Annotated in this window: 17 protein-coding genes; 15 read left to right on the forward strand and 2 right to left on the reverse strand. The window is 73.2% G+C overall.

What is annotated here, in order from left to right; translation table 11 throughout:
* The first annotated feature begins 7 nt into the window (after nucleotides 1-7).
* Nucleotides 8-421, forward strand: coding sequence for a hypothetical protein (locus ACFW6A_RS20115; RefSeq protein WP_351841248.1), 414 nt, complete (start codon nucleotides 8-10; stop codon nucleotides 419-421).
* 77 nt (nucleotides 422-498) lie between these two features.
* On the opposite strand, the gene ACFW6A_RS20120 is transcribed toward ACFW6A_RS20115, so the two are convergent.
* A complete protein-coding gene (locus tag ACFW6A_RS20120; protein WP_386641696.1) occupies nucleotides 499-1218 on the reverse strand; it encodes a hypothetical protein in 720 nt (239 codons plus the stop codon).
* Between the two features lie 375 nt (nucleotides 1219-1593).
* On the opposite strand from ACFW6A_RS20120, the gene ACFW6A_RS20125 reads away from it, so the two are divergent.
* Both ACFW6A_RS20125 and ACFW6A_RS20130 read left to right on the forward strand, forming a co-directional pair.
* A complete protein-coding gene (locus ACFW6A_RS20125; RefSeq protein ID WP_386641699.1) occupies nucleotides 1594-8829 on the forward strand; it encodes a hypothetical protein in 7236 nt (2411 codons plus the stop codon).
* A gap of 27 nt (nucleotides 8830-8856) precedes the next feature.
* Nucleotides 8857-9147 (forward strand): hypothetical protein, encoded by a 291-nt coding sequence (locus ACFW6A_RS20130; RefSeq protein WP_351841242.1) that lies wholly within the window; start codon nucleotides 8857-8859, stop codon nucleotides 9145-9147.
* Nucleotides 9148-9209: 62 nt separating this feature from the next.
* Here the strand turns inward: ACFW6A_RS20130 and ACFW6A_RS20135 are convergent, their stop codons facing one another.
* Nucleotides 9210-9890 (reverse strand): hypothetical protein, encoded by a 681-nt coding sequence (locus tag ACFW6A_RS20135; protein ID WP_351841240.1) that lies wholly within the window; start codon nucleotides 9888-9890, stop codon nucleotides 9210-9212.
* Between the two features lie 164 nt (nucleotides 9891-10054).
* Here ACFW6A_RS20135 and ACFW6A_RS20140 point away from each other — a divergent pair, with 164 nt between their 5' ends.
* From ACFW6A_RS20140 to ACFW6A_RS20195, 12 genes are all read left to right on the forward strand, one after another.
* Complete coding sequence (locus tag ACFW6A_RS20140) at nucleotides 10055-11494, forward strand: MFS transporter (protein ID WP_351841238.1); 1440 nt, start codon at nucleotides 10055-10057, stop codon at nucleotides 11492-11494.
* An 83-nt stretch (nucleotides 11495-11577) separates the two neighbouring features.
* Entirely contained in the window at nucleotides 11578-12774 is a 1197-nt protein-coding gene (locus ACFW6A_RS20145; protein WP_386641702.1) for a trans-sulfuration enzyme family protein, read from the forward strand.
* A gap of 73 nt (nucleotides 12775-12847) precedes the next feature.
* Nucleotides 12848-13390: a MaoC family dehydratase gene (locus ACFW6A_RS20150; protein ID WP_351841234.1), complete on the forward strand. Its 543-nt coding sequence runs from the start codon at nucleotides 12848-12850 to the stop codon at nucleotides 13388-13390.
* Between the two features lie 117 nt (nucleotides 13391-13507).
* A complete protein-coding gene (locus ACFW6A_RS20155; RefSeq protein WP_351841232.1) occupies nucleotides 13508-14359 on the forward strand; it encodes an SAM-dependent methyltransferase in 852 nt (283 codons plus the stop codon).
* Nucleotides 14356-15399, forward strand: a complete 1044-nt coding sequence (locus tag ACFW6A_RS20160; RefSeq protein ID WP_386641706.1) for a class I SAM-dependent methyltransferase — start codon at nucleotides 14356-14358, stop codon at nucleotides 15397-15399. The genes ACFW6A_RS20155 and ACFW6A_RS20160 overlap by 4 nt, the downstream gene beginning before the upstream one ends.
* Before the next feature lie 23 nt (nucleotides 15400-15422).
* Entirely contained in the window at nucleotides 15423-16316 is an 894-nt protein-coding gene (locus ACFW6A_RS20165; protein ID WP_351841228.1) for a diiron oxygenase, read from the forward strand.
* Between the two features lie 37 nt (nucleotides 16317-16353).
* Nucleotides 16354-17208: a hypothetical protein gene (locus tag ACFW6A_RS20170; protein WP_351841226.1), complete on the forward strand. Its 855-nt coding sequence runs from the start codon at nucleotides 16354-16356 to the stop codon at nucleotides 17206-17208.
* A gap of 1 nt (nucleotide 17209) precedes the next feature.
* On the forward strand, nucleotides 17210-17653 hold the full coding sequence (gene acpS / locus ACFW6A_RS20175) for a holo-ACP synthase (RefSeq protein ID WP_051842807.1): 444 nt from the start codon (nucleotides 17210-17212) through the stop codon (nucleotides 17651-17653).
* 11 nt (nucleotides 17654-17664) lie between these two features.
* Nucleotides 17665-17922 (forward strand): acyl carrier protein, encoded by a 258-nt coding sequence (locus tag ACFW6A_RS20180; protein ID WP_351841223.1) that lies wholly within the window; start codon nucleotides 17665-17667, stop codon nucleotides 17920-17922.
* Nucleotides 17919-19127 carry a methionine adenosyltransferase gene (gene metK, locus ACFW6A_RS20185; RefSeq protein ID WP_351841221.1) on the forward strand — a complete coding sequence of 403 codons (1209 nt, stop codon included), beginning with the start codon at nucleotides 17919-17921 and terminating at the stop codon, nucleotides 19125-19127. Before ACFW6A_RS20180 ends, metK begins: the two co-directional genes overlap by 4 nt.
* A gap of 5 nt (nucleotides 19128-19132) precedes the next feature.
* A complete protein-coding gene (locus tag ACFW6A_RS20190; protein ID WP_351841219.1) occupies nucleotides 19133-20116 on the forward strand; it encodes a carbohydrate kinase family protein in 984 nt (327 codons plus the stop codon).
* Between the two features lie 65 nt (nucleotides 20117-20181).
* The coding region (locus ACFW6A_RS20195) for a homocysteine S-methyltransferase family protein (protein ID WP_386641711.1) at nucleotides 20182-22241 on the forward strand (2060 nt) is incomplete at its 3' end.

A 22241-nucleotide genomic window follows, 5' to 3' on the forward strand; every position in this document is an offset into this window, starting at 1 on the left:
GGAGGTCATGACGGATTTCGTCCGGAAGGGACGCCTTTTCAGGGTGAGTGGTTTCAACCCCTCGCACCGGCAGCTCTTCCTGACCAGTGAACCCCTGCGCGAAGACCGGACCACGACGAGAATCGAGGTCTATGTCGGGCACGTGGAGCTGATGTTCCTCAAGCCGATCTACGGCGACGGGCTCCACATCCGCAGGGCGACGGACGCCGAGTTCGCCGTGCTCGGCGAACGGCACGGCATCCCGGCGGACGACGCCGAATACACCTGGATGCTGGAGCCGGACGGCGACAGCTTCGTCGTCGGCGGCCACCCGTCCTGGCGGGAGGCCGAGTACGAGCTGATGGGCGAGCGGACGACGCTGTACGACGCGAGCCTGCCCTGGCCGCCGGACTTCCCGGTGGAGTCGGGCCACGTCGGCTGACAGGAAAAGGGAGGGGGCCTCCCCGGTGCGTCGCGCACCGGGGAGGCCCCCTTCGTCCTTCCGGTCCCGCCGGTCCGTCAGAGCCGGTCGAGCTGGGCCTTCACGACGGCCTCCGGGATGGCCGCCTTCGCGGGGTCGAGCATGTTGACGCCGTAGAAGGCGGCGACGATGCCGCCGCTGCGGACGACGGTGTACGTCATGGGCATCTTCTGCTTGCCGATGTCGCCGGTGATCCGGTACGCGACGGCCTGGTCGCCCAGCTTCGGCGCGGGCAGCTTCTCGACCTTGCCGTAGGTGAGGCCGAGGGTCTTGAAGCCCTTGGGGCAGGCGGTGACGGCCGTGCCCAGCTCGTCCATGACCCGGGTGGCGTTCTCCTCGGAGTGGGAGGCCAGCCACATGGAGCCCACGGTCGCGTTGGCCGCCTCGGTGGCCTGGAGCGAGCGGTGCGCGGTGGCGACCGGGGCGAGGTGCGTGAAGCCGCCGATCATGCTGGCCAGCGGCTGGCACTTCTTCTGGTCGGCCTCCATGTCGCGGCCTGCCTCGACGTCCGCCTTGGAGATCTTCTTGGCCTCGTAGCCGGCGGCCTTGCCGGTGACGATCGCCTTCTCCAGGGCGGGGGTGTCGAGGGTGCCGAGCCGCTTCGCCTCGGCGGCCTCCTTCTCGGCGGGGCTCTGCGCGGCCTTTCCGGTGGCCTTCGGCTGCTTCTCGCCGGCGTTCGGGGATTCGTCGCTGCACGCGGACGCGAGGAGGAGCGCCGGCATCACGGCGGCGATCGGAAGGACGCTGCGCAGTCTCATGTTCTTCGTTCTTTCCGGGCGTTCACTCGCGTGCGGATCACAGGCGAAATGATCTTACGGGCGGCCGCCGGGCGGGACCGTCACGTTTTGGCGTCGATGCGGTGGCCTGCTCCCATCGACGTTTCATCCCTTTTGTGAATTCGGTGGCGGAGTGCGTTACGTCCAGTAACAACATGATCAAGAAGGGCTTCGTTTCGCCCGCTTATGGGGCCCCGTGCACCCGGGGCGAAGATTATTTGATCTTCACCTGAGAGGGTCCGCGTGACATCGTCGCGGCGTAAGCGGCAGCGGAGTTCAGGGGTGGGGGCAGCCGCTCCTTTGGCATGCCCATGAGCAATGTTGCCTCGCGATCGACAGACAGATTGTCAGGCACACATGTCCATGTTCCGAGACGTCGGCAGACGCCGGCGTCGCATCCGAACGGCCCTCGCACGGGCCACCGGGGTCACGGCGATCGCCACGGCGACCGCCGTCCTGGCCGGAGTCGTCCAGGGCGCGCCCGCCCTGGCCGACACCCCGCCGGAAGAAGACACCGGCCTCTACCGCAACAGCATCGGAGAGGCCCGCCGCCTCGACCGCTGCCTCACCGGGGTCGCCCTCCACTTCGGCGGCGGACAGCTGAAGGCCAAGTCCATCGAGGGCCTCACCGGCACCGACGAGCAGCTCCGCGCCGTCGTCGGCGACCTCGGCTGGCTCGGCTACGGGCCCCTCGGACTGGCGCGTGACGCCGACGAGGAGGCCGGCGGCGCCTACGCCACCGCCGTCCACGAACGCAACCAGGCCCTCGAAACCGCCAACAAGCCCTACGTCGAATCCGCCTGGGCCAGCGAGGACATGGAGTGGCACGTCCCCGAATTCGGCGAGGACGTCACCCACTTCACCCTCGTCACCCAGAAGGAACTCGCCTGGCGGCTCGGCTGGGACGGCCACAGCAACGCCGGCGCCGAGTCCGTCGCCCGCGCCCGCGCCGTCGCCGCCGAGAACAACGGCAAGGACGACTGGCACGACTGGGCCGCCGACTCCATGCTGCGCGACAGCGAGGTCAACAACACCCAGTACACGCGCGGCACCACCGGCAGCGACGTCGCCTCCTACCTGCGGCGCGGCGGCTTCGCCACCGAGGCCCCCGCGAAGGACTCGCCCGCCTACCGGGTCGAGGTCGAGGACCTGAAGCACGCCTGGTCCGTCTGCGACGTCCAGAACCCCGTCGACCCCCGCCGCATGCTCAACGGCCCCGTGATGACCGCCATGGTCGAGTGGGAGCAGGAGTACGCCGGGCAGGCCCCGCAGCGGGCCGTCATCATCCAGGCCGAGGCCGACGCCGCCGCCGCGACCCGCGAGGCCGCCGACGACATGATCGAGGCCATCGGCCTCGCCTGGCGCGCCGAGCAGATCCTCTCCTGGCGCAAGTACTGGCAGGACACCCTCGCCGCCGACCCGGACACCATCCTGGACAAGCCCGACCAGGCGATGTACGACAAGGCGACGGCCGACCTCACCGCGGCCCGCACCGCGGCGGCCGCCCTGGTGGCCTCGGCCGAGGGCCACGCCGCCGACGCGGCGGAGGCGGTGCGCCGCGCCGCCACCGCCCAGCAGGAGGCGTGGGCCGTCGCCGACGCCGCCGGGCTGCCGCGGGGCCGTGGCCTGATGTACGCCCAGCAGTCGGTGCAGGTGGCCCGCGCTTCCGCCGCGGCCGCCCAGGCCGCCGCCAAGGCGACCGGGACCGCCCGGTCGGCCGCCAACGCCACCGTCGCCGACGCGGAGGCCCTGCTCGCGAAGGCGCAGACCGAGTCCCACGCGCTGAACACCGAGTTCCGCCGGGTCGCCGCCGAGGAGGCCGCCTCCCAGGCGAAGGCCGCCGCCGACAGCGCCGCGGCCGACGCCACGGCCGCCGCCGAGGCCGCCGCGACCGCGAAGTCGGCCCGTACGACGGCCGAGCAGAAGCGGGACAAGGCCCAGACGGCCGCCGCCACCGCCGCGAGCGAGCGGGCGAAGGCGCAGGCCGAGAAGGCCACCGCCGTCGCCGCCCGTGCCAAGGCCGCCACCGAGCGGGCCAAGGCCGTCGAGGCCGAGGGCAGGGCCGGTACGCAGAAGACCGCCGCGCAGACCGCCGAGACGGCCGCCGGCGCGGCCACCACCGACGCGAAGGCGAAGCGCACCACCGCCGACACGAAGGCGAAGGCCGCGCAGGCCGCCCGCGAGAAGGCCTTCGCTGCGCTGCGGGACAAGCAGGCCACCGCGGCCCGCGCCGCCGCCCTGGAGGCCGCGGCCGCCGCCGCCGAGGGCCGGGACACGGCCGCGGAGACGCGCGCCGCCGCCACCGCCGCCCGCACGGCCGCCACCCAGGCCGCCGAGGCCGCGACCGCCGCCCAGGCCGCCGCCGACCAGGCGACCGCCGCCGCGGTGTCCGCCCGGTCCGCCGCCACCACCGCCGAGGGCGCCGCCGAGCGCGCCGAGGCGAACGCGAGCAAGGCGTGGGAGGCGTACTACACCTCGGTCGGCGCGGCCTCGTCCGCGCACGCCGCCGCCGCCACCGCCCTCGACGCCTCGCAGGACGCGGCGATCCGCGCGGACAACGCGGCCACCGCGTCGGAGAACGCGACCGCCCTGGCCGCCAAGGCGCAGGAGGAGGCCGCCGCCGCGCGGACGGGCGCCGACGAGGCGGTGAAGTCGGCCGCGGTCGTCGTCGGCCGCGCCTACGCCGCCGGCCAGGCCGCGCTCGCCGCCCGGGACAGCGCCAAGGAGGCCATCGCCGCCTCCGCGGAGGCCATCACCACGGGCAGCCCGTACCAGGAGAAGGACTCGTCCGCCGCGTTCGCGGTCCTGGTCGGCCAGTCGTCGAAGACGATCGCCGAGCAGCAGGCCGCGGCCGCCGAGGCCAAGGCGGCGGAGGCCAACCAGGCCGCCGCCGACGCCCAGGCCGCCGCCGGCCAGGCGCAGGGCGACGCGAAGCTCGCGGCCGAGGCCGCCGCCCGCGCCGCCGCCGACTCGGCCCGTGCCGCCGAGGCCGTCTCCCGCGCCCAGGCGTCCGCCGCCGAGGCGGCGGCCGCGCAGGCCGCCGCGAAGACCGCGGCCGCGGCCGCGTCGACCCACGCCCAGCAGGCGGGGAACGACGCGCTCAGCGCCCGCAACACCGCCACCGAGGTCGCCGGGGAGGCCGCCGAGGCCGACCGCGAGGCCACCGACGCCGAGCGGCACGCCGCCGAGGCCCAGGAGAAGGCCGGGCGCTCGACCGAGGCCGCCGCCGAGGCCGCGCGCAAGGCCGCCGAGGCCGAACAGGCCGCCAAGGACGCCGAGTCCAAGGCGTCCGACGCCACCGGCGACTCCACCGCCGCCGAGGAGGCCGCGAAGAAGGCCGAGGAGGAGCAGCGGGCGAAGAACGAGGCCGCGCACAAGGACGCGCTGGCCGAGGGCGTCACCCCGATCGAGGGCGGCGCCAACAACTGGCCGGTGCTCGGCGAGCGCGAGGAGAAGATCCTCCTCGACTCCTGCGGCCAGAGCTGCGTCGACGACTACCGGGAGGGCATCGCCGCCGTCTCCGTCGACATCGTGAAGTGGGCCGGCGACAACGGCGGCACGATCCTCTTCGAGCAGCTCGACGCCGCGAAGGTCAAGCAGTGCCTGGCCGGCTCGGACGTCGAGGACTGCCTCTGGGACCTCGTCGACATCGCGTCGAACGCCGTGATCGTCGGCCGCATGCCGGCGCTCTCGCAGGCGATCGAGCAGGTCTCCACCGGGGTCCGGCGGATCTTCGTGGACGCCGACAACGCCCTGCGCCGCCTCAACGAGCTGACGGCCGTCATCAAGGACGTCCGCTCCACCCCGCGCCTCAACCGGTGCCTCGCGGGCGTCGCCCTGCACGCCGGCGGCGCCAAGATGAAGGCCAAGGCCATCGAGGGCCTGACCGGCACGGACGTCCAGCTCGGCGCCGTCGTCGGCGACGTCGGCTGGATCGGGTTCATGCCGCTGGGGCAGGCCCGCGACCAGGACCGGGACGCCGGATACGCGTACATGGACGCCATGGCGGCCCGTGAGGCGGTCCTGGAGGACGCCAACAGGCCGTACGCGATGAGCTCGTTCGACGAGGGCATCACGCTGCACGCGCCGGAGTTCGGCGCCGACATCCTCGGCTTCACCCTCTCCTCCCAGGCGAAGGTGTCCGAGCGGCTGGGCTGGGACGACCACACCAACCCGAGCGCCGAGTCGGTGGCCAGGGCCCGGGAGATCACCGAGCAGAACCGCGGCAAGGACACCTGGCACGACTTCGCGGCCGACGTGATGCTGCGGGACTCGAACGTGTCGCAGACCCGCTACTCCGGCGGCACCACCGCCACGGACGTCGCCACCTACCTGCGGCACGGCGGTTTCGTCGACGGCAAGGTCGCCGAGGGCACGCCCGAGTTCCGCATCGAGGTCGAGAACCTCAAGCAGGCGTGGGCCGCGTGCGACCACGCCGAGCCGGTCGACCCGCGCAACGGCCTGTCCGAGGTCTCCTCGCAGGCCGCGGCCGAGTGGGAGGCGGAGTACGCCGGCCAGGCCGCGCCCCGCGCCCTGATCATGCGCGCGGAGGCGGACGCCGCCGCCGCGACCCGTGCCGCCGCCGACAACATGGTGGAGGCGATCGGGCAGGCGTGGCTCGCGGACCAGATCCTGCGCTGGCAGAAGTACTGGCACGACCAGCTGGAGCGCGACCCGCAGCACATCCTGAAGCCGAAGCAGGCCCTCTTCGACCGGGCGAACACGGACCTCGCGAAGGCCCGCGGCCGGATCCAGGCCCTGGTCACCGCGGCGAAGGAGCAGGCCGCGGCGGCGAACGCCGCGTCGGCCCGCGCGGTCGCGGCGCAGCAGGACGCCTGGGCCATCGCGGACGCCGCCGAGGTGCCGCGCGGCCGTGGCCTGATGTACGCCCAGCAGTCGGTGCAGGTGGCCCGTGCCTCGGGCGCCGCCGCCACCGCCGCCGCCAAGGCGACGGAGACGGCGTTCAACGCGGCGAAGGCCACGGTCTCGACCTCCCAGACGCTGCTGGCGCTGGCGCAGACCGAGTCCCACGCGCTGAAGACCGAGTTCCACCGGATCGCCGCCCAGGAGGCCGCCGCGCAGGCGAAGGCCGCCGCGGACAGCGCCGACCGGGAGGCGGCCGAGGCCGAGGCGAACCTGAAGATCGCCAAGGAGGCCCAGGCCACCGCGGAGCGCGAGGAGCAGGAGGCCAAGGCCGCGGCCGGCACGGCGCAGGCCAAGCGGGCCGAGGCCGAGCTGGAGCGGGCCGTCGCCGCCGCCGAGCGGGCGACCGCCGAGTCCGAGCGGGACAAGGCCTCCGCGGCCGAGGCCCGTGCGGTGGAGGAGCAGGGCAAGGCCAGCTCCGCCGCCACCTCGGCCAGGAGCTCCGGTGCCACGGCCGCGTCCAAGCGGGACGACGCGGCGGAGGCGGAGCAGGAGGCGAGGCTCGCGCGTGACCGCGCGGTCGTCGCCGAGCGCGAGCAGAAGGCCGCCGAGTCGAGGGCCGCGGCGACCGAGGCGGCCGCCCAGGCCGCGATCGGCACCGACGCGGCGGAGGAGACCCGGGCCGCGGCGAACGACGCCCGCGCGGCGGCGAACGCGGCGACCACCGCGGCCGTCAACGCCCGGGCGGCGGCCGACGAGGCCACCACCGCGGCGGTCAGCTCCCGCGCGGCGGCGACCCGGGCCAACGGCGCCGCCCGCCGGGCCGGCGCGGCCGCCGACGGTGCCTGGTCGGCGTACTACACCGCGGTCGGTTCCGCGGCGGCGGCCCACGCGGCCGCGGCCACGGCGATCGACGCCTCCGAGGCGGCCGCGCAGAACGCGCGGAACGCCGAGGCGGAGTCGAAGAAGGCCTCGGCCGCCGCGGTCGTCGCGAAGAAGGAGTCGGTCGCGGCGCACGCCGAGGCGCTGAAGACCGCCCAGTGGGCGGCCAAGGCGGCCGGTTACGCCTATGCCACCGCCCAGGCGGCGAGCGCGGCGCGGGACACCGCGACGCAGGCCGCGAAGCCGGCGAAGGAGGCCATCGCGCTCGGTACTCCGTACCAGGAGACCGACGCGTCGGCGGCGTTCGCCGTGCTGACAGGGCAGGGCGCGCTGACCCTCTCGGAGCAGCAGGCCAAGGCCGCCGAGGCCAAGGCCGTCCAGGCGGCGGAGTACGCGGCGGAGGCCAAGCTCCTCGCCGAGCAGGCCGCGGCCGACGACAAGCTGGCCGCCCAGGCGGCCGCGGCCGCCGCGGCCGACGCGGAGCGCGCGGCCAGGGCCGTGAAGCGGGCCCAGGTGGCCGCGGCCGAGGCGCAGAAGGCGGCCAAGGCGGCGCAGGCGGCGGCCGAACGGGCCGACGTGTGGGCCATGCAGGCCGGTAACGACGCCATGCGCGCGACGTTCGCGGCCAACGACGCCCTGGCCGACGCGGCGGCGGCGGACAACGCCGCGACCGAGGCGGAGCGGGACGCGGCCTCGGCGCGCGCGGCGGCCACGACCGCCGAGAACGACGCGGCGGACGCGCGGGCCACGGCCACCCGGGCCGAGTCCGACGCCGACGCGGCGGAGACCTCGGCGGCGAACGCCCAGACCCTCGCGGAGGAGGCCGACGCGGCCGCCAAGCGGGCGGAGGAGGCGGAGCGCAAGCGCCTGGAGGAGGAGCGGCGCCGGCACGTCGAGGCCGGTTCCCTCTACACCGGCGGGCCGCTCGGCGCCGACGACGAGGAGCTGCTGCGGAAGCTCTGCGGCCAGCAGTGCGTCGACGAGTACAAGGCGGCCAGGGACCTGGCCTCCGGTGACGTCGAGGCGTGGGTCCGGGCCAACGGCGGTGCGATCCTGATCGAGCTGTTCGGTCTGGACAACATCAAGGAGTGCCTGTCCACCTGGGACTTCGAGGCGTGCGTCTGGGCGCTCATCGACGTGGCGGGGTACCTCGTGCCCGTCACGAAGATCCCGGCGGTCGCCAAGGCGCTGCTCGCGATCGGCAAGGCGATCGACAAGTTCTTCGAGGCGTCGAAGCTCGCCAAGAAGCTCCTCGACAAGTACAACGCCCTGCTGAAGAAGACCAAGAGCCTTCCCTCGTGCCTGGTGCCCGACGGGAAGAGCAGTTCGTCGTACAGCGCGACCTCGTTCTCGTTCGCGGCGTTCAGCGCGTCGGGGGGTGCCAGTTCCAGCAACAACTACGGCTGGCCGGACGACTGGGACGACGGCCAGTCCAGCTCCTCCTCGGACTACGGCTGGCCGGACGACTGGCCGAACCCGGGCGAGGAGGTGGAGGACCTCGGGGGCTGGGCGTCGATCGGCGCCGACCTGTGCCGGAAGATCGAGATCTCCGGCTGGTTCCTCGGGGACATCCGCGACGTCCACTTCGACGGCGGCAAGCGGGTCGAGCCGGGCAAGGGCATCTGGAAGGCCAACACGTCCGACGCCATGCTCACGCGGATCTTCAACCTGGCGGAGCACAAGTGCACCAACTGGACCCAGGCGTCGCAGCCGCGTTACCGCTCCTGCGTCTTCGACCCCGGGCTCGGCATCGTCGGCCGGAAGCGGCACGACGGGGACGACGACACGTCGCTGGTGGAGCTGATCGTCTCCATCGACGGCGATGCCATCACGATGTACCCGAAGTAGCCGGACCGGACGGGAGTCGGTGAGGGGATGAGCATCGCGGTGCGCGTGCTGAACGGTGGCAAGGAGCTCCAGGGGGTGTTCGAGGACGACGAGGAGCGCAGTCTCTTCACGTACTGCTGCCTGGCGCCGGACACCACCGTGCGCTGGGGGGTGAACGAGTACCGGGAGACGGTCTTCAACTCGAAGCAGGCGTTCCAGCTGCTGCGCGAGCTGGAGGAGCTTCCCGAGGAGGAGTTCACCCCCGTCCTGAGGCAGCTCAGGTCGGCGGCGCGGTACGTCCACCACCGCAGCGGTTACCTGTACTTCATCGGCGACTGAGAAGCGAAGGACGCGACGCCCGGCCGGGGATCCCCCGGCCGGGCGTTTCGCGTGTGCGGGGGTCAGCCGGCGGCCGTCAGCCCGGCGAGTTCCCGCTCCACGTTCTCGCGGGCCCTTTCCTCCCAGACCGCCGCGCCGTACGGGGTGCGGAAGAGGCGGGGGAGGCCGAGGAGCTGGCGGAGGACGGCGGCGCGGCCCTCGCGGAAGGCGTCGTCGGGGACGAAGGCGTACTCCTCGCGGACGGCCGCCGCATACCCCCGGTAGGTGTCGGGGTCGGTGGCGAGGATCGCGAGGTCGGCGTCGCAGAGGGTCTCGCCGTTGAGGTCGCCGGGGGCCGGGTCGTGAGTGGTGGTGAGGCGGACCAGGCGGGCCACCTCCGTCACCTCGTGGTCGGTCAACCCGGCTTCTTTGAGGGCGAGTTCGGCGAGGGCTGCGGACCTCTCCTCGTTCTCGGAGCGGTCGGGGCGGTAGACGGCGTCGTGGAACCAGGCGGCGAGGCGGACGAGTTCGAGTTCCCCGCCCTCGCCGCCCTGGTCGGCGAGTTCGTCGATGCGGTCGAGGACCGCCCGGAGGTGGGCGGTGGTGTGGTAGCGCCGCTGGGGTTCGGCCCAGCGGGCCAGCAGGTTGAGGCCGTACGGGGCGGGGTCGGGGCCCTCGCGGCCGGCGCGGGCGGCGAGCAGGGTGGCGTTCCAGCGCCGGAGGAGTTCACCGGTCTCGGTCGCTCTGTCCTCGGTTGCGGTCATGGGCGCATTCTGCCCGCCGGGGCGGCCGGATCCCCGGCGGAAGCGCGCGCTCATCTCACTCTTACATACCCCCCATGGGTATGCTACGGTGCTCCGCGAAGGTACCCCCCAGGGGTATGCGAACGGCCCAGGCCACCGGTCGGCCGCGAGTGAAGGGCAGTGCGATGTCAAACGTCAACCCCCGGCGCTGGTGGGCACTCCTCGTGCTCGCCACCGCCCAGTTCATGGTCATCATGGACACCTCGATCATCGGGGTGGCGCTCCCCGAGATGCAGAAGGACCTGGGCTTCTCCCAGGGCGAGCTCCAGTGGGTGTTCAACGCCTACGTGATCGTCTTCGGCGGCCTGCTGCTCCTCGGCGGACGCCTCTCCGACCTCGTCGGGGCCCGGAAGATCTTCGTCACCGGCTGGGCCGTCATGATCGCCGGCTCGGTGCTCGCCGCCGCCGCGCAGACCGCCTGGGTCGAGATCGCCGGCCGCGCCGTGCAGGGCGTCGGCGGCGCGCTCATCGCGCCCTCCGCGATGACCCTCCTGATGATGCTCTTCATGCACGACCCGAAGGAGCTCGGCAAGGCGATGGCGCTGTACGGCGCCGCGGCCCCGGCCGGCGGCACCGCGGGCGTCTTCCTCGGCGGCGTCTTCACCGAGTGGGCCGCCTGGCAGTGGGTGTTCATCATCTACGTCCCGATCGGCCTGGCCACCCTCGCCGCCACCAGGCTGCTCCCCGAGGTCGGCTCCCGCCGCGGCTCCGTCGACGTCCTCGGCGCCGCCGCCGTCACCGCCGGTCTCGCGCTCGCCGTCTTCGCCGTGGTCCGCGCCCCCGAGGTCGGCTGGGGCTCCACCGGCACGATCCTCCAGCTGGCCGGCGCCGCCGCCCTCCTGGTCCTGTTCTTCGTGATCCAGAAGTCGGTCCGCGAGCCCCTCATGCCGCTCGGCGTCTGGCGGGTCCCGCGCCTCGGCTCGGCCAACCTGGCGATGACGCTGCTCGGCGCCGCGTGGATCCCGATGTGGTACTTCCTCAACCTGTACCTCCAGCAGGTCCTCGGCTACGGGGCCTTCGCCTCCGGCGCCGCGCTGCTCCCGATGACCGTGCTCCTCATGATCTTCATGACGGCCATCACCTCCCGCCTGATGATGAAGGTCGGCGCCAAGCCGCTGATCGGCGGCGGTCTGCTGGTCCTCGCCGCCGGCCTGGTCTGGCTCGCGGCCGTCGAGCCCACCGGCTCCTTCCTCGTCGACGTCCTGCCGGCCTCGCTGGTCGCCGCGCTCGGCATGTCCCTCGCCTACATCCCGGCGATGATCGCCGCGATGTCCGGCGCCCCGCAGGAGCAGGCCGGTCTCGCCTCCGGCATCGTCAACACCACCTACAACGTCGGCTCCGCGCTCGGCCTCGCCGCCCTCACCGCGGTCGCCATGTCGCAGGGCGCCGACCAGCTCGGCAACCTGCCCAAGCTCACCGAGGGCTTCTCGGCCGCCTTCATCGGCGCCGCGGTCGTCGCCGCCGTCGGCGGCGTCGTCACCCTCCTGGTGATGAAGGGCGACAAGGCCGTGGCCGCCGAGGCCGCCGCCGCCCCCGCCGCCCAGGGGGAGAAGGTCGCCGCCTGAGCGCCGCTCCGCAGGGGCCGCCCGATGTCCGTCCCGGACGTCGGGCGGCCCCTTTCCCGTACCCCCTCCCGGAAAGGAACGTCATGGAGCTGAACACCCGGGCCGTGCACGTCGTCAACGAGCCCTTCGACGAGGGCGGCCGGCCGCTGTCCGTGCCGCTCGTGCAGTCCTCCGCCTTCGCCTTCGACTCGGCCGCCGAGCTGGCCGACGCGATGGCCGGGCCCGACGGCCGGTACGTCTACGGCCGCCGCGGCAACCCGACCGTCCGCGCCCTGGAGCGGACCCTCGCCGGCCTGGAGGGGGGCGAGGGGGCCCTCGCCTTCGCCTCCGGGATGGGCGCGATCAGCGGCGTGCTGCTCGCGCTGCTGCGGCCCGGCGACCGGGTGGTCGCCCAGCGCTGCCTGTACGGCGGCACGCACGCCGTCCTGGCGGACCTGGCCGAGCGGTACGAGATCGAGGTCGTCCGGATATCCGGCGACAACCCGGCCGAGCTGGAGGCCGCCGCCGCGCACCCCGCCACCCGGCTCCTCGTCCTGGAGACGATCGCCAACCCCACCGGCCTGGTCCCCGACCTCCCCGGTCTGCTCGCCGCCGCCCGCGCCCTCGGGGTGACGAGCCTGGTCGACAACTCGCTGGCCTCGCCCGTGCTGTGCCGCCCGCTGGAGCTCGGCGCCGACGTCGTCGTCCACTCCACCACCAAGTACCTCTCCGGCCACTCCGACGTGCTGGGCGGCGCCGCCGTCTTCGCGGACGAGGCGCTGCGCCGCCGGATCTGGCCCCGCACGGTCGAACTCGGGGCCTGCGCGGATCCGTTCGCGGCCTGGCTCACCCTGCGGGGGCTGCCCACGCTGCCGCTGCGGATGCGCGAGCACTGCGCCAACGCCGCCGCCCTCGCCGAGCTGCTCGCCGCCCGCCCCGACGTGGTGGCCGTGCACCATCCGTGGCGCCCGGACCACCCCTCGTACGACACCGCCCGGAAGGTGCTGGCCGGCGGCGGCGGGCTGCTCTCCTTCGAGCTCGCCGGGGGCCGGGAGGCGGGGCGGGCCTTCATCGAGCGGGTGCGGCTCGCGAAGCTCGCGCTCTCGCTCGGCGGCGTGGAGACGCTCGTGACCCATCCGGCGTCCACCTCCCACCGCGAGCTGGACGCGGACGCCCTCCGGGCCGCGGGGATCGCTCCCGGGCTCGTGCGGATGTCCGTCGGCATCGAGGACGCCGGGGACCTCTGGGCCGATGTCGAACAGGCCCTCGCCCGAAGGGAGTCGACGCTTCTTTTGGGTTGACAAAATAAATGGTCGATTCGTAGATTGGGTGATGCCAGGAAACGTAGAACTCCTAGGTCAAGGGGGGCGTCCGATGCGCTACTTCGAGGATTTCCGGCCCGGCGACGTGCATGAACTGGGCACCGTCACCGTCACGGCGGAGGAGGTGCTGGACTTCGGCAGGCGCTTCGACCCGCAGCCCTTCCACACGGACCCGGAGCGGGCGAAGGACTCGCCGTTCGGCGGCCTGATCGCGAGCGGCTTCCACACCCAGGCGCTCTTCATGCGGCGGTACGTCGACGGCCTGCTCGCCTACAGCGACTGCATGGGCTCGCCCGGCATCGACGAGGTCCGCTACCTGCGCCCGGTCCGCCCGGGCGACGTCCTCACCGCCCGCGTCGAGGTCCTCGGCGCCACCCCGTCGCCGTTCAACCCCGCCACCGGCACCGTCAAGCCGCGGTGCACGCTCGTGGCCGCCGACGGGACGGCCGTGTTCAGCATGATCCTGCACAGCATCTTCCGCCGGCGCCCCGCCGACTCCGAGGCCGCGCATCCGTCGTCGATGCCCGCGGCCGAGGACCCCGTCGGCTGCACGGGCGCCCGGGCCGAGGCCTGTGTCCCGGTCATGACCGCCTGACGGGTCCGTGTGCCCGACCCGACGGGTCCGTATGCCCGTCGGCGGGCGCCGCCCGCCCGGCCCCCGAACACGGCCGTCCGCACCTCTCCTGACCACCGACCCGAAGGGGGACCTCCCGTGGAGGCCGTATCCCGCACCGCCCAGTGGACCGCCGCCGCGCGGGCCCTGGAGACCGAGCGCGAGGACCGGCTGTTCGCCGATCCCTACGCGCGCACCGTCGCCGACGAGACCGGCTTCGAGCTGCTGAAGCGCTACGACGGCGGCGGCATCGTGCCGTTCCTCGCCATCCGCACCACCTACCTCGACCGGGCGATCGTCCGGGCGGTCCGGGAGCGCGGCATCCGCCAGGTCGTCCTCCTCGCCGCCGGCATGGACACCCGCTTCTACCGGCTGCCGTGGCCCGACGGCGTCACCGTCTACGAGCTCGACCGACCGGCGCTCCTGGAGGCCAAGGCCGGGATGCTGGAGGACGAGCCGCAGCCGGCCGGCCGCACCCGCGTCCCCGTCCCCGTCGACCTCACCCGGGACTGGACCGGCCCGCTCGAGGAGGCCGGCTGGAAGAGCGACGAGCCGGTCCTCTGGGTCGTCGAGGGCCTGCTCTTCTTCCTCCCCGAGCAGGCCGTCCGCACCCTGATCGCGACCCTCTCCGCCCACGCCGCGCCCGGCTCCGTGCTGCTCGGCGACGTCATCTCACGCGCCGCCCTCGTCAACCCGCTCGCCCGCTCCTTCATGAAGGCGCTGGAGGAGGACGGCAACCCCTGGCTCTTCGGCACCGAGGAGCCCGAGGCGCTGCTCGCCGAGTGCGGCTGGTCCGTCCGCGAGGTGAAGCAGCCCGGCGAGGCCGGCGCCGACTTCGACCGCTGGCCCTACCCGGTCCCGGCCCGCACCGTCCCGGGCGTGCCGCGGTCCTTCCTGTTCACGTGCGACCTGCCGGGCGCGCCCGGACACGACGAGGAGGTGGCCGCGTGAGCGCCCACGAGTTCCACCAGAGGGTCATCACCGACGCCGGGGCCGCCGTCCGCGGCCTGACCGTCGCGCTCGGCGAGCGCCTCGGCCTCTACAGGGCCCTCGCCGCCGGGGGCCCGCTCACCGCCGCCGCGCTCGCGGAGCGGACCGGCACGGACGAGCGGTACGTGGAGGAGTGGCTGCACGCCCAGCTCTCCGCCGGGTACGTCGAGCGGCACCCCAGCTCGCTCACGTACACGCTGCCCGCCGACCACGCGGAGGTGCTGGCCGACCCGAAGGCCGTCACCTACGCCGCAGGCTTCTTCACCGCCCTCAAGGCGCTGTACGCCACCGAGGACCTGCTGGTGGAGGCGTACCGCACCGGCGACGGCGTCGGCTGGGCCGAGCACGACGCGGCCCTCGACACCGGCATGGGCTCCTTCTTCCAGCCGACGTACGAGCACAAGCTCGTCCCCGACTGGCTGCCCGCGCTCCACGGGGTCACGGACAAGCTCGCCGCCGGCGGCACCGTCGCGGACGTCGGCTGCGGCGTCGGGCACACCACCCTGCTCATCGCGAAGGCCTTCCCGAACGCCACCGTCCACGGCTTCGACTACTCCGAGGAGGCCATCGCGATCGCCCGCGAGCTGGCGGAGGAGGCGGGCCTGTCCGGCCGGGTCGCCTTCGAGGTCGCCTCCGCCGACGACTACCCCGGCACCGGCTACGACCTGGTCTGCTTCTTCAACGCCCTGCACGACATGGGCGACCCGGTCGCCGCCGCCCAGCACGTCCACAAGTCGCTGGACGCGGACGGCACCTGGATGCTCGTCGAGTCCAACGTCTCGCCGCGGGACGTCGACACCCAGACGCCCGCCGCCCGCATGTTCATGGCCCTGTCCGCCGTGATGTGCCTGCCGGTCGCGGTCGCCCAGCGCGGCCCGCACGCGCTCGGCAACCACTCCGGCGAGAAGGCCTTCCGGGCGATCGCCGGGGAGGCCGGCTTCACCCGCTGGCGGCGCGCCGCCGAGACCCCGGTCAACGCGGTCTACGAAGTCCGCCCGTAACCGAACTCCGAAGGAGCGAGACCATGGGCGTCGCCGCCCCCCTCCCCGTCACCGACCGCTTCATGGAGGTCCTGAGCCGCCTCAGCGAGCGCTCGGTCGAGGACTACTACAACCCGTACCAGACCTTCCAGTGGCCCGAGACCCTGGAGGAGAACCGTTTCTGGATGACACCGGAGCTGCTCACCGTCTTCGGCACCGAGCACTACGACCGGCTCGGTGAGGAAACGCTTCAGCGCCTCTCGAAGTGGGAGTCGGTCAACTTCTACAGCCTCAACGTGCACGGCATCCGCGAACTCCTCATCGAGGTCGTCGGCCGCATCCACATGCCGGGCTTCGAGGTCCCCTCGGACTTCTTCCACCACTTCATCGGCGAGGAGAACGAGCACATGTGGTTCTTCTCCGAGTTCTGCCGGCGCTACGGCCACAAGATCTACGGCTCCACCGCCATGCGCGCCGACGCCGCCTGGGAGCCCGAGGTCGAGAACTTCCTCGTCTTCACCCGCATCCTCTTCTTCGAGGAGCTGGTCGACCACTACAACTCCCGGATGGCGAAGGACGAGTCCCTCTGCCACACCATCCGCGAGGTCAACCGCATCCACCACCAGGACGAGTCCCGCCACATCGCCTTCGGCCGCGAACTCGTCTCCCTGCTGCACCGCCGCATGTGCGAGGCCGTGCCCGCCGCCCGCGTCCGGGAGGTGGAGGCGTACCTCAAGCGGTACGTCGTCTACAGCGTCAACTCCCTCTACAACCCCCACGTGTACAAGGACGCCGGCATCCCCGACCCGCTCGGCCTGCGGAACGCCCTCATCGCCGACCCGGCCCGCCGCGCCCACGAACGCAGGGCGATCCGCAAGCCGCTCGCCTTCTTCCTGAAGACCGGGATCTTCTCCGACGACACCCTGCCCGTCCTCTGAGACCGTCCGAGAGCCCTCACCGAGAGGTGCACCGACCATGACCGTCACCACCCCCGAGACCGTCGGGGCGACCAGGGGCCTGCCCTCCCTGGGGCCGGAGGGGACCCGCCTGCTGCGGCTCCTCGACGACACCTTCGAGAGCTGGGGCGTCGCCGCGGGCGCCCGCCCGATGACCATGCCCCCGCTGCTGCCCGCCACCGACCTCGCGCGGCTCGACTACTACGACAACTTCCCCCACCAGGCCGTCCTCGCCGCCCCCCTCGACCTGGAGAAGCGGCTCACCACCCCCTTCGACGGCGAGCGCGGCCACTGGCCCGCCGCCTCCCTCGAACCGGCCGGCCTCGGCCTGCCCTCCGCCTCCTGCTACGCCGTCTACCTGGACCACCGGGGCCGGCGGGTCGCCGACGACACCCTCGTCACCGTCTGCTCGTGGTGCTTCCGCAAGGAGACCCACTACGAGGGCATGCGCCGCCAGCTCGGCTTCCGCATGCGGGAGGTCGTCGCCCTCGGCACCCGCGCGCACGCCGAGGACCACCTCACCGCCTTCACCGCCCGCGTCGACGCCTTCGCCGAGGCCGTGGGCCTCTCCCTGCGCAAGGAGGCCGCCTGCGACCCCTTCTTCGACAAGGGCGGCTCCAAGGCGCTCCTCCAGCGCCTCACCCCGGTGAAGTACGAGTTCCTGTACGAGGACCTGGCGATCGCCTCGGTCAACACCCACCGGAACTTCTTCGGCGAACGCTGCGACATCACGCTCGCCTCGACCGGCGGCCCGGCCTTCACCAGCTGCGTCGCCTTCGGCCTCGAACGCTGGCTGTCCGCGCTGACCCGCCGCCACGGCGGCTGGGAGGCGGCGACCCGGGCGGTCCTGGACGCGGCCGGGCCGGTGACCTGACGTGCCGGCCCGACCCGTCGCCCCGCCGGCGGGCGGCCTGGGCTGGGCGAACCTCGGCATGGACATCGTGTCCGTCAACCGTGTCCGCCGGCTCCTCGACCAGTACGGGGAGCGCTTCTTCGAGCGGATGCTCACCCCCGGCGAACTCGCCGACTGCCGCACCTCCACCGGGCTCGACGTGCTGAGCCTGTGCGGACGGATCGCGGCCAAGGAAGCGGCCTTCAAGACCTTACGGGTCAGGGGCAGGTTCCTGCCCTGGCCGGAGATCGTGGTGCGGCGCTCCGACGGCGGCTGGCCGCTCGTCGAACTCCACGGCGCCGCGGCCGAGATGGCCGCCGGATCCGGCATCGCCGAGATCACCGTGTCCATCAGCCACGACGTGGACTACGCGGTGGCGGTCGCCGCCCCGATCATCGCCCACACCCCACCCACGCACACGAGTTGAGGAGATCCATCATGGCCGACGGCCTGCAGCAGGTGAAGAACTGGATCCTGGAGCGCCACCCCGAGCGCCAGGACATCGCCCCCGACCTCGACCTCATCGAGAACCGGCTCATCGACTCCCTCTCCTTCGTCGAGTTCGTCTTCCTGCTGGAGCAGGAGAGCGGCGTCTCCATCCAGATGGAGACCCTGGAGGTCGACGCCATCCGCACCCTCGGCGCCATCGAGCGGCACTTCTTCGCCACCGCGGGGGCGGAGGCGGTCCAGGCATGAGCGGCCGCCTCTTCACCTCGGAGTCCGTGACCGAGGGACACCCCGACAAGATCGCCGACCGGATCAGCGACACCGTCCTGGACGCGCTCCTCGCCCAGGACCCGGAGGCCCGTGTGGCCGTCGAGACGCTGATCACCACCGGCCAGGTCCACATCGCCGGCGAGGTCACCACCACCGCCTACGCCCCGATCGCGCAGCTGGTCCGGGACGCCATCCTGGACATCGGCTACGACTCCTCCGCCAAGGGCTTCGACGGCGCCTCCTGCGGCGTCTCCGTCTCCATCGGAGCCCAGTCCCCGGACATCGCGCAGGGCGTCGACACCGCCTACGAGTCCCGCGTCGAGGGGGAGGACGACGCGCTCGCCGCGCAGGGCGCCGGCGACCAGGGCCTCATGTTCGGCTACGCCTGCGACGACACCGCCGAGCTGATGCCGCTGCCCATCGCGCTGGCGCACCGGCTCTCCCGCCGCCTCACCGAGGTCCGCAAGGACGGCACCGTGCCGTACCTGCGGCCCGACGGCAAGACGCAGGTCACCATCGAGTACGACGGCGACCGTCCGGTCCGCCTCGACACGGTCGTCGTCTCCTCGCAGCACGCCGCCGACATCTCCGTCGAGGGCCTGCTCACCCCCGACGTCCGCGAGTACGTCGTCGAGCACGTCCTCAAGGAGCTGGCCGAGGAGGGCGTCGCCCTGGCCTCCGACGGCTACCGGCTGCTGGTCAACCCGACCGGGCGCTTCGAGGTCGGCGGCCCGATGGGCGACGCCGGCCTCACCGGCCGCAAGATCATCATCGACACGTACGGCGGCATGGCCCGCCACGGCGGCGGCGCCTTCTCCGGCAAGGACCCGTCCAAGGTCGACCGCTCGGCCGCCTACGCCATGCGCTGGGTCGCCAAGAACGTGGTCGCCGCCGGGCTCGCCCGCCGCTGCGAGGTCCAGGTCGCCTACGCGATCGGCAAGGCCGAGCCCGTCGGTCTCTTCGTCGAGACCTTCGGCACCGAGACCGTCCCCGTGGAGCGCATCCAGGACGCCGTGCGCGAGGTCTTCGACCTGCGGCCGGCGGCGGTCATCCGCGACCTGGACCTCAAGCGGCCCGTCTACGCGGCGACCGCCGCCTACGGCCACTTCGGCCGCGAGCTGCCGGACTTCACCTGGGAGCGGACCGACCGCGTCGACGCCCTCAAGACGGCGGCGGGGGTCTGACGGTCATGCGCGTCGCCGTCACGGGTTCCATCGCGACCGACCACCTGATGACCTTCCCCGGCCTGTTCGGCGAGCAGCTGCTCGCCGGACGGCTGGACCGGGTCTCCCTGTCGTTCCTCGCCGACGACCTGGAGGTCAGGCGCGGCGGAGTGGCAGCGAACATCGCCTTCGGGCTCGGTGTACTCGGCCTGCGCCCCGTCCTCGTGGGCGCGGTCGGCGCCGACTTCGAGCCGTACCGGGTGTGGCTCAAGGACCACGGCGTGGACACCGACTCGGTGCGCGTCAGCGGCTCCCTGCACACCGCCCGCTTCGTCTGTACCACCGACCGGGCGCAGAACCAGATCGCCACCTTCTACGCGGGGGCGATGGCCGAGGCGCGGGAGATCGACCTCCGCGAGGCCGTCCGCCGCACCGGCCGGCTGGACCTCGTCCTGGTCTCCCCGGACGACCCCGAGGCCATGCTCCGGCACACCCGCACCTGCCGCGAGCTGGGGATCCCCTTCGCCGCCGACCCCTCGCAGCAGCTCGCACGGCTCGACGGGGACGCGGTGCGGGAGCTGGTGGACGGCGCCCGGTTCCTCTTCACCAACGAGTACGAGACCGCGCTCCTCCTGGAGAAGACCGGCTGGACGGAGGCGGAGGTGCTCCGCCGGGCCGCCACCTGGGTCACCACCCACGGCGAGGCGGGCGTCCGGATCCGGGGCGAGGGCCGCGCCCCCCTCGCGGTGCCCGCCGTCCCGGTGGACGCCGTGACCGACCCGACCGGCGTCGGCGACGCCTTCCGGGCCGGCTTCCTCGCCGGCACCCTGTGGGGCGTCCCCGAGCGGTGCGCCGCCCGGCTGGGCTGCGCCGTGGCCGCGGCCGTCCTCGGCTCCGTCGGCACCCAGGAGTACCGGCTCCGCCGGGAGCCGCTGCTCGAACGGCTCCGCACCGCGTACGGGGCCGGCTGCACGGCCGCCCTCGTCCCGCACCTGAGGGGGCTGACGTGAGCCGTTCCCCGAGGCCGTCGCTGCGGGACGAGTTCGCCCGCCGGGTGGTCGTGGCCGACGGCGCCATGGGCACCATGCTCCAGGCCGCCGACCCGACCCTGGACGACTTCACGGGCCTCGAAGGCTGCAACGAGATCCTCAACGTCACCCGCCCCGACCTCGTCGCCTCCGTCCACGACGCCTACTTCGCGGTGGGCGTGGACTGCGTCGAGACCAACACCTTCGGGGCGAACCTCGCCGCGCTCGCCGAGTACGGCGTCGAGGACCGGGTGTACGAGCTGTCCGAGGCGGGCGCCCGGATCGCCCGCGCGTCGGCGGACGCCCACACGGCCGCCGACGGGCGCCCCCGCTGGGTCCTCGGCTCCATGGGACCCGGCACCAAGCTGCCGACCCTCGGGCACGTCGCGTACGGACCCCTGCGGGACGCCTTCCAGCAGAACGCGGAGGGCCTGGCCAGGGGCGGCGCGGACGCCCTCCTGATCGAGACCTCCCAGGACCTGCTCCAGACGAAGGCGGCCGTCGTCGGCGCCCGCCGGGCCCTGGAGTGGGTGGGCCTGGACCTGCCGGTCCTCGTGCAGGTCACGGTCGAGACGACCGGCACGATGCTGCTGGGGTCCGAGATCGGCGCCGCCCTGACGGCGCTCGAACCGCTGGGCATCGACATGATCGGCCTCAACTGCGCCACGGGCCCGGCCGAGATGAGCGAGCACCTGCGCCACCTCGCCCGGCACGCGCGCATCCCGCTGTCGGTGATGCCCAACGCGGGCCTGCCCGTCCTCACCTCCGACGGCGCCCACTACCCGCTGACCCCGGAGGAACTGGCCGACGCCCACGAGGAGTTCCTGCGGACCTGCGGACCCTCGCTGGTCGGCGGCTGCTGCGGCACGACCCCCGAGCACCTGCGGGCGATCGTGGACCGGGTGCGGGGCGCGGCCGTCGGGGAGCGCCGGCCGGTGCCCGAGCCGGGGGCCGCCTCCCTCTACCAGACCGTGCCGTTCCGGCAGGACACCTCGTACCTGGCGATCGGCGAGCGGACGAACGCGAACGGGTCGAAGAAGTTCCGCGAGGCCATGCTGGACGGTCGCTGGGACGACTGCGTGGAGATGGCGCGGGACCAGATCCGCGAGGGCGCGCACATGCTGGACCTGTGCGTGGACTACGTGGGCCGGGACGGCGTGGCGGACATGGAGGAGCTGGCCGGCCGCTTCGCCACCGCCTCCACGCTGCCGATCGTGCTGGACTCCACCGAGGTGGAGGTGATTCGGGCCGGCCTGGAGAAGCTCGGCGGCCGCGCGGTCGTCAACTCGGTCAACTACGAGGACGGCGACGGCCCCGAGTCCCGCTTCGCGAAGGTCGCGGCCCTGGCGCGGGAGCACGGCGCCGCGCTGATGGCGCTGACCATCGACGAGGAGGGCCAGGCCCGGACGGCGGAGAAGAAGGTCGCGATCGCGGAGCGCCTGATCGCGGACCTCACCGGCAACTGGGGGATCCGCGAGTCCGACATCCTCATCGACACCCTGACCTTCACCATCTGCACCGGTCAGGAGGAGTCCCGCAAGGACGGCATCGCCACCATCGAGGCGATCCGCGAGCTCAAGCGCCGCCACCCGGACGTGCAGACCACGCTCGGTCTGTCGAACATCTCCTTCGGCCTCAACCCGGCCGCCCGGCTGGTCCTCAACTCGGTCTTCCTGGACGAGTGCGTGAAGGCCGGCCTGGACTCGGCCATCGTCCACGCCTCGAAGATCCTCCCCATCGCCCGGCTCGCACCCGAGCAGGTCGAGGTGGCGCTCGACCTCATCCACGACCGGCGGCGGGAGGGCTACGACCCCCTCCAGCGGCTCCTGGAGCTGTTCGAGGGCGCCACCGCCACGTCCCTCAGGGCCGGCAAGGCCGAGGAGCTGGCCGCGCTGCCGCTGGAGGAGCGCCTCAAGCGGCGGATCATCGACGGCGAGAAGAACGGCCTGGAGGCCGACCTCGACCAGGCCCTCGCCGGGCGCCCGGCCCTGGAGATCGTCAACGACGTGCTGCTCGACGGCATGAAGACGGTCGGCGAGCTGTTCGGCTCGGGGCAGATGCAGCTGCCGTTCGTGCTCCAGTCGGCCGAGGTCATGAAGACCGCGGT

It is taken from the genome of Streptomyces sp. NPDC058758 (assembly GCF_042746075.1).
Lineage (GTDB): Bacteria > Actinomycetota > Actinomycetes > Streptomycetales > Streptomycetaceae > Streptomyces.

What these genes read in the sequence shown, in the direction of transcription:
- ACFW6A_RS20115 (WP_351841248.1), top strand. Translation starts at nt 8, where the DNA reads ATGACGGATTTCGTCCGGAAGGGACGCCTTTTCAGGGTGAGTGGTTTC.
- ACFW6A_RS20150 (WP_351841234.1), top strand. Translation starts at nt 12,848, where the DNA reads ATGCGCTACTTCGAGGATTTCCGGCCCGGCGACGTGCATGAACTGGGC.
- ACFW6A_RS20180 (WP_351841223.1), top strand. Translation starts at nt 17,665, where the DNA reads ATGGCCGACGGCCTGCAGCAGGTGAAGAACTGGATCCTGGAGCGCCAC.
- ACFW6A_RS20170 (WP_351841226.1), top strand. Translation starts at nt 16,354, where the DNA reads ATGACCGTCACCACCCCCGAGACCGTCGGGGCGACCAGGGGCCTGCCC.
- ACFW6A_RS20125 (WP_386641699.1), top strand. Translation starts at nt 1,594, where the DNA reads ATGTCCATGTTCCGAGACGTCGGCAGACGCCGGCGTCGCATCCGAACG.
- ACFW6A_RS20135 (WP_351841240.1), bottom strand. Translation starts at nt 9,890, where the DNA reads ATGACCGCAACCGAGGACAGAGCGACCGAGACCGGTGAACTCCTCCGG.
- ACFW6A_RS20140 (WP_351841238.1), top strand. Translation starts at nt 10,055, where the DNA reads ATGTCAAACGTCAACCCCCGGCGCTGGTGGGCACTCCTCGTGCTCGCC.
- ACFW6A_RS20145 (WP_386641702.1), top strand. Translation starts at nt 11,578, where the DNA reads ATGGAGCTGAACACCCGGGCCGTGCACGTCGTCAACGAGCCCTTCGAC.
- ACFW6A_RS20190 (WP_351841219.1), top strand. Translation starts at nt 19,133, where the DNA reads ATGCGCGTCGCCGTCACGGGTTCCATCGCGACCGACCACCTGATGACC.
- ACFW6A_RS20165 (WP_351841228.1), top strand. Translation starts at nt 15,423, where the DNA reads ATGGGCGTCGCCGCCCCCCTCCCCGTCACCGACCGCTTCATGGAGGTC.
- metK (WP_351841221.1), top strand. Translation starts at nt 17,919, where the DNA reads ATGAGCGGCCGCCTCTTCACCTCGGAGTCCGTGACCGAGGGACACCCC.
- ACFW6A_RS20120 (WP_386641696.1), bottom strand. Translation starts at nt 1,218, where the DNA reads ATGAGACTGCGCAGCGTCCTTCCGATCGCCGCCGTGATGCCGGCGCTC.
- ACFW6A_RS20130 (WP_351841242.1), top strand. Translation starts at nt 8,857, where the DNA reads ATGAGCATCGCGGTGCGCGTGCTGAACGGTGGCAAGGAGCTCCAGGGG.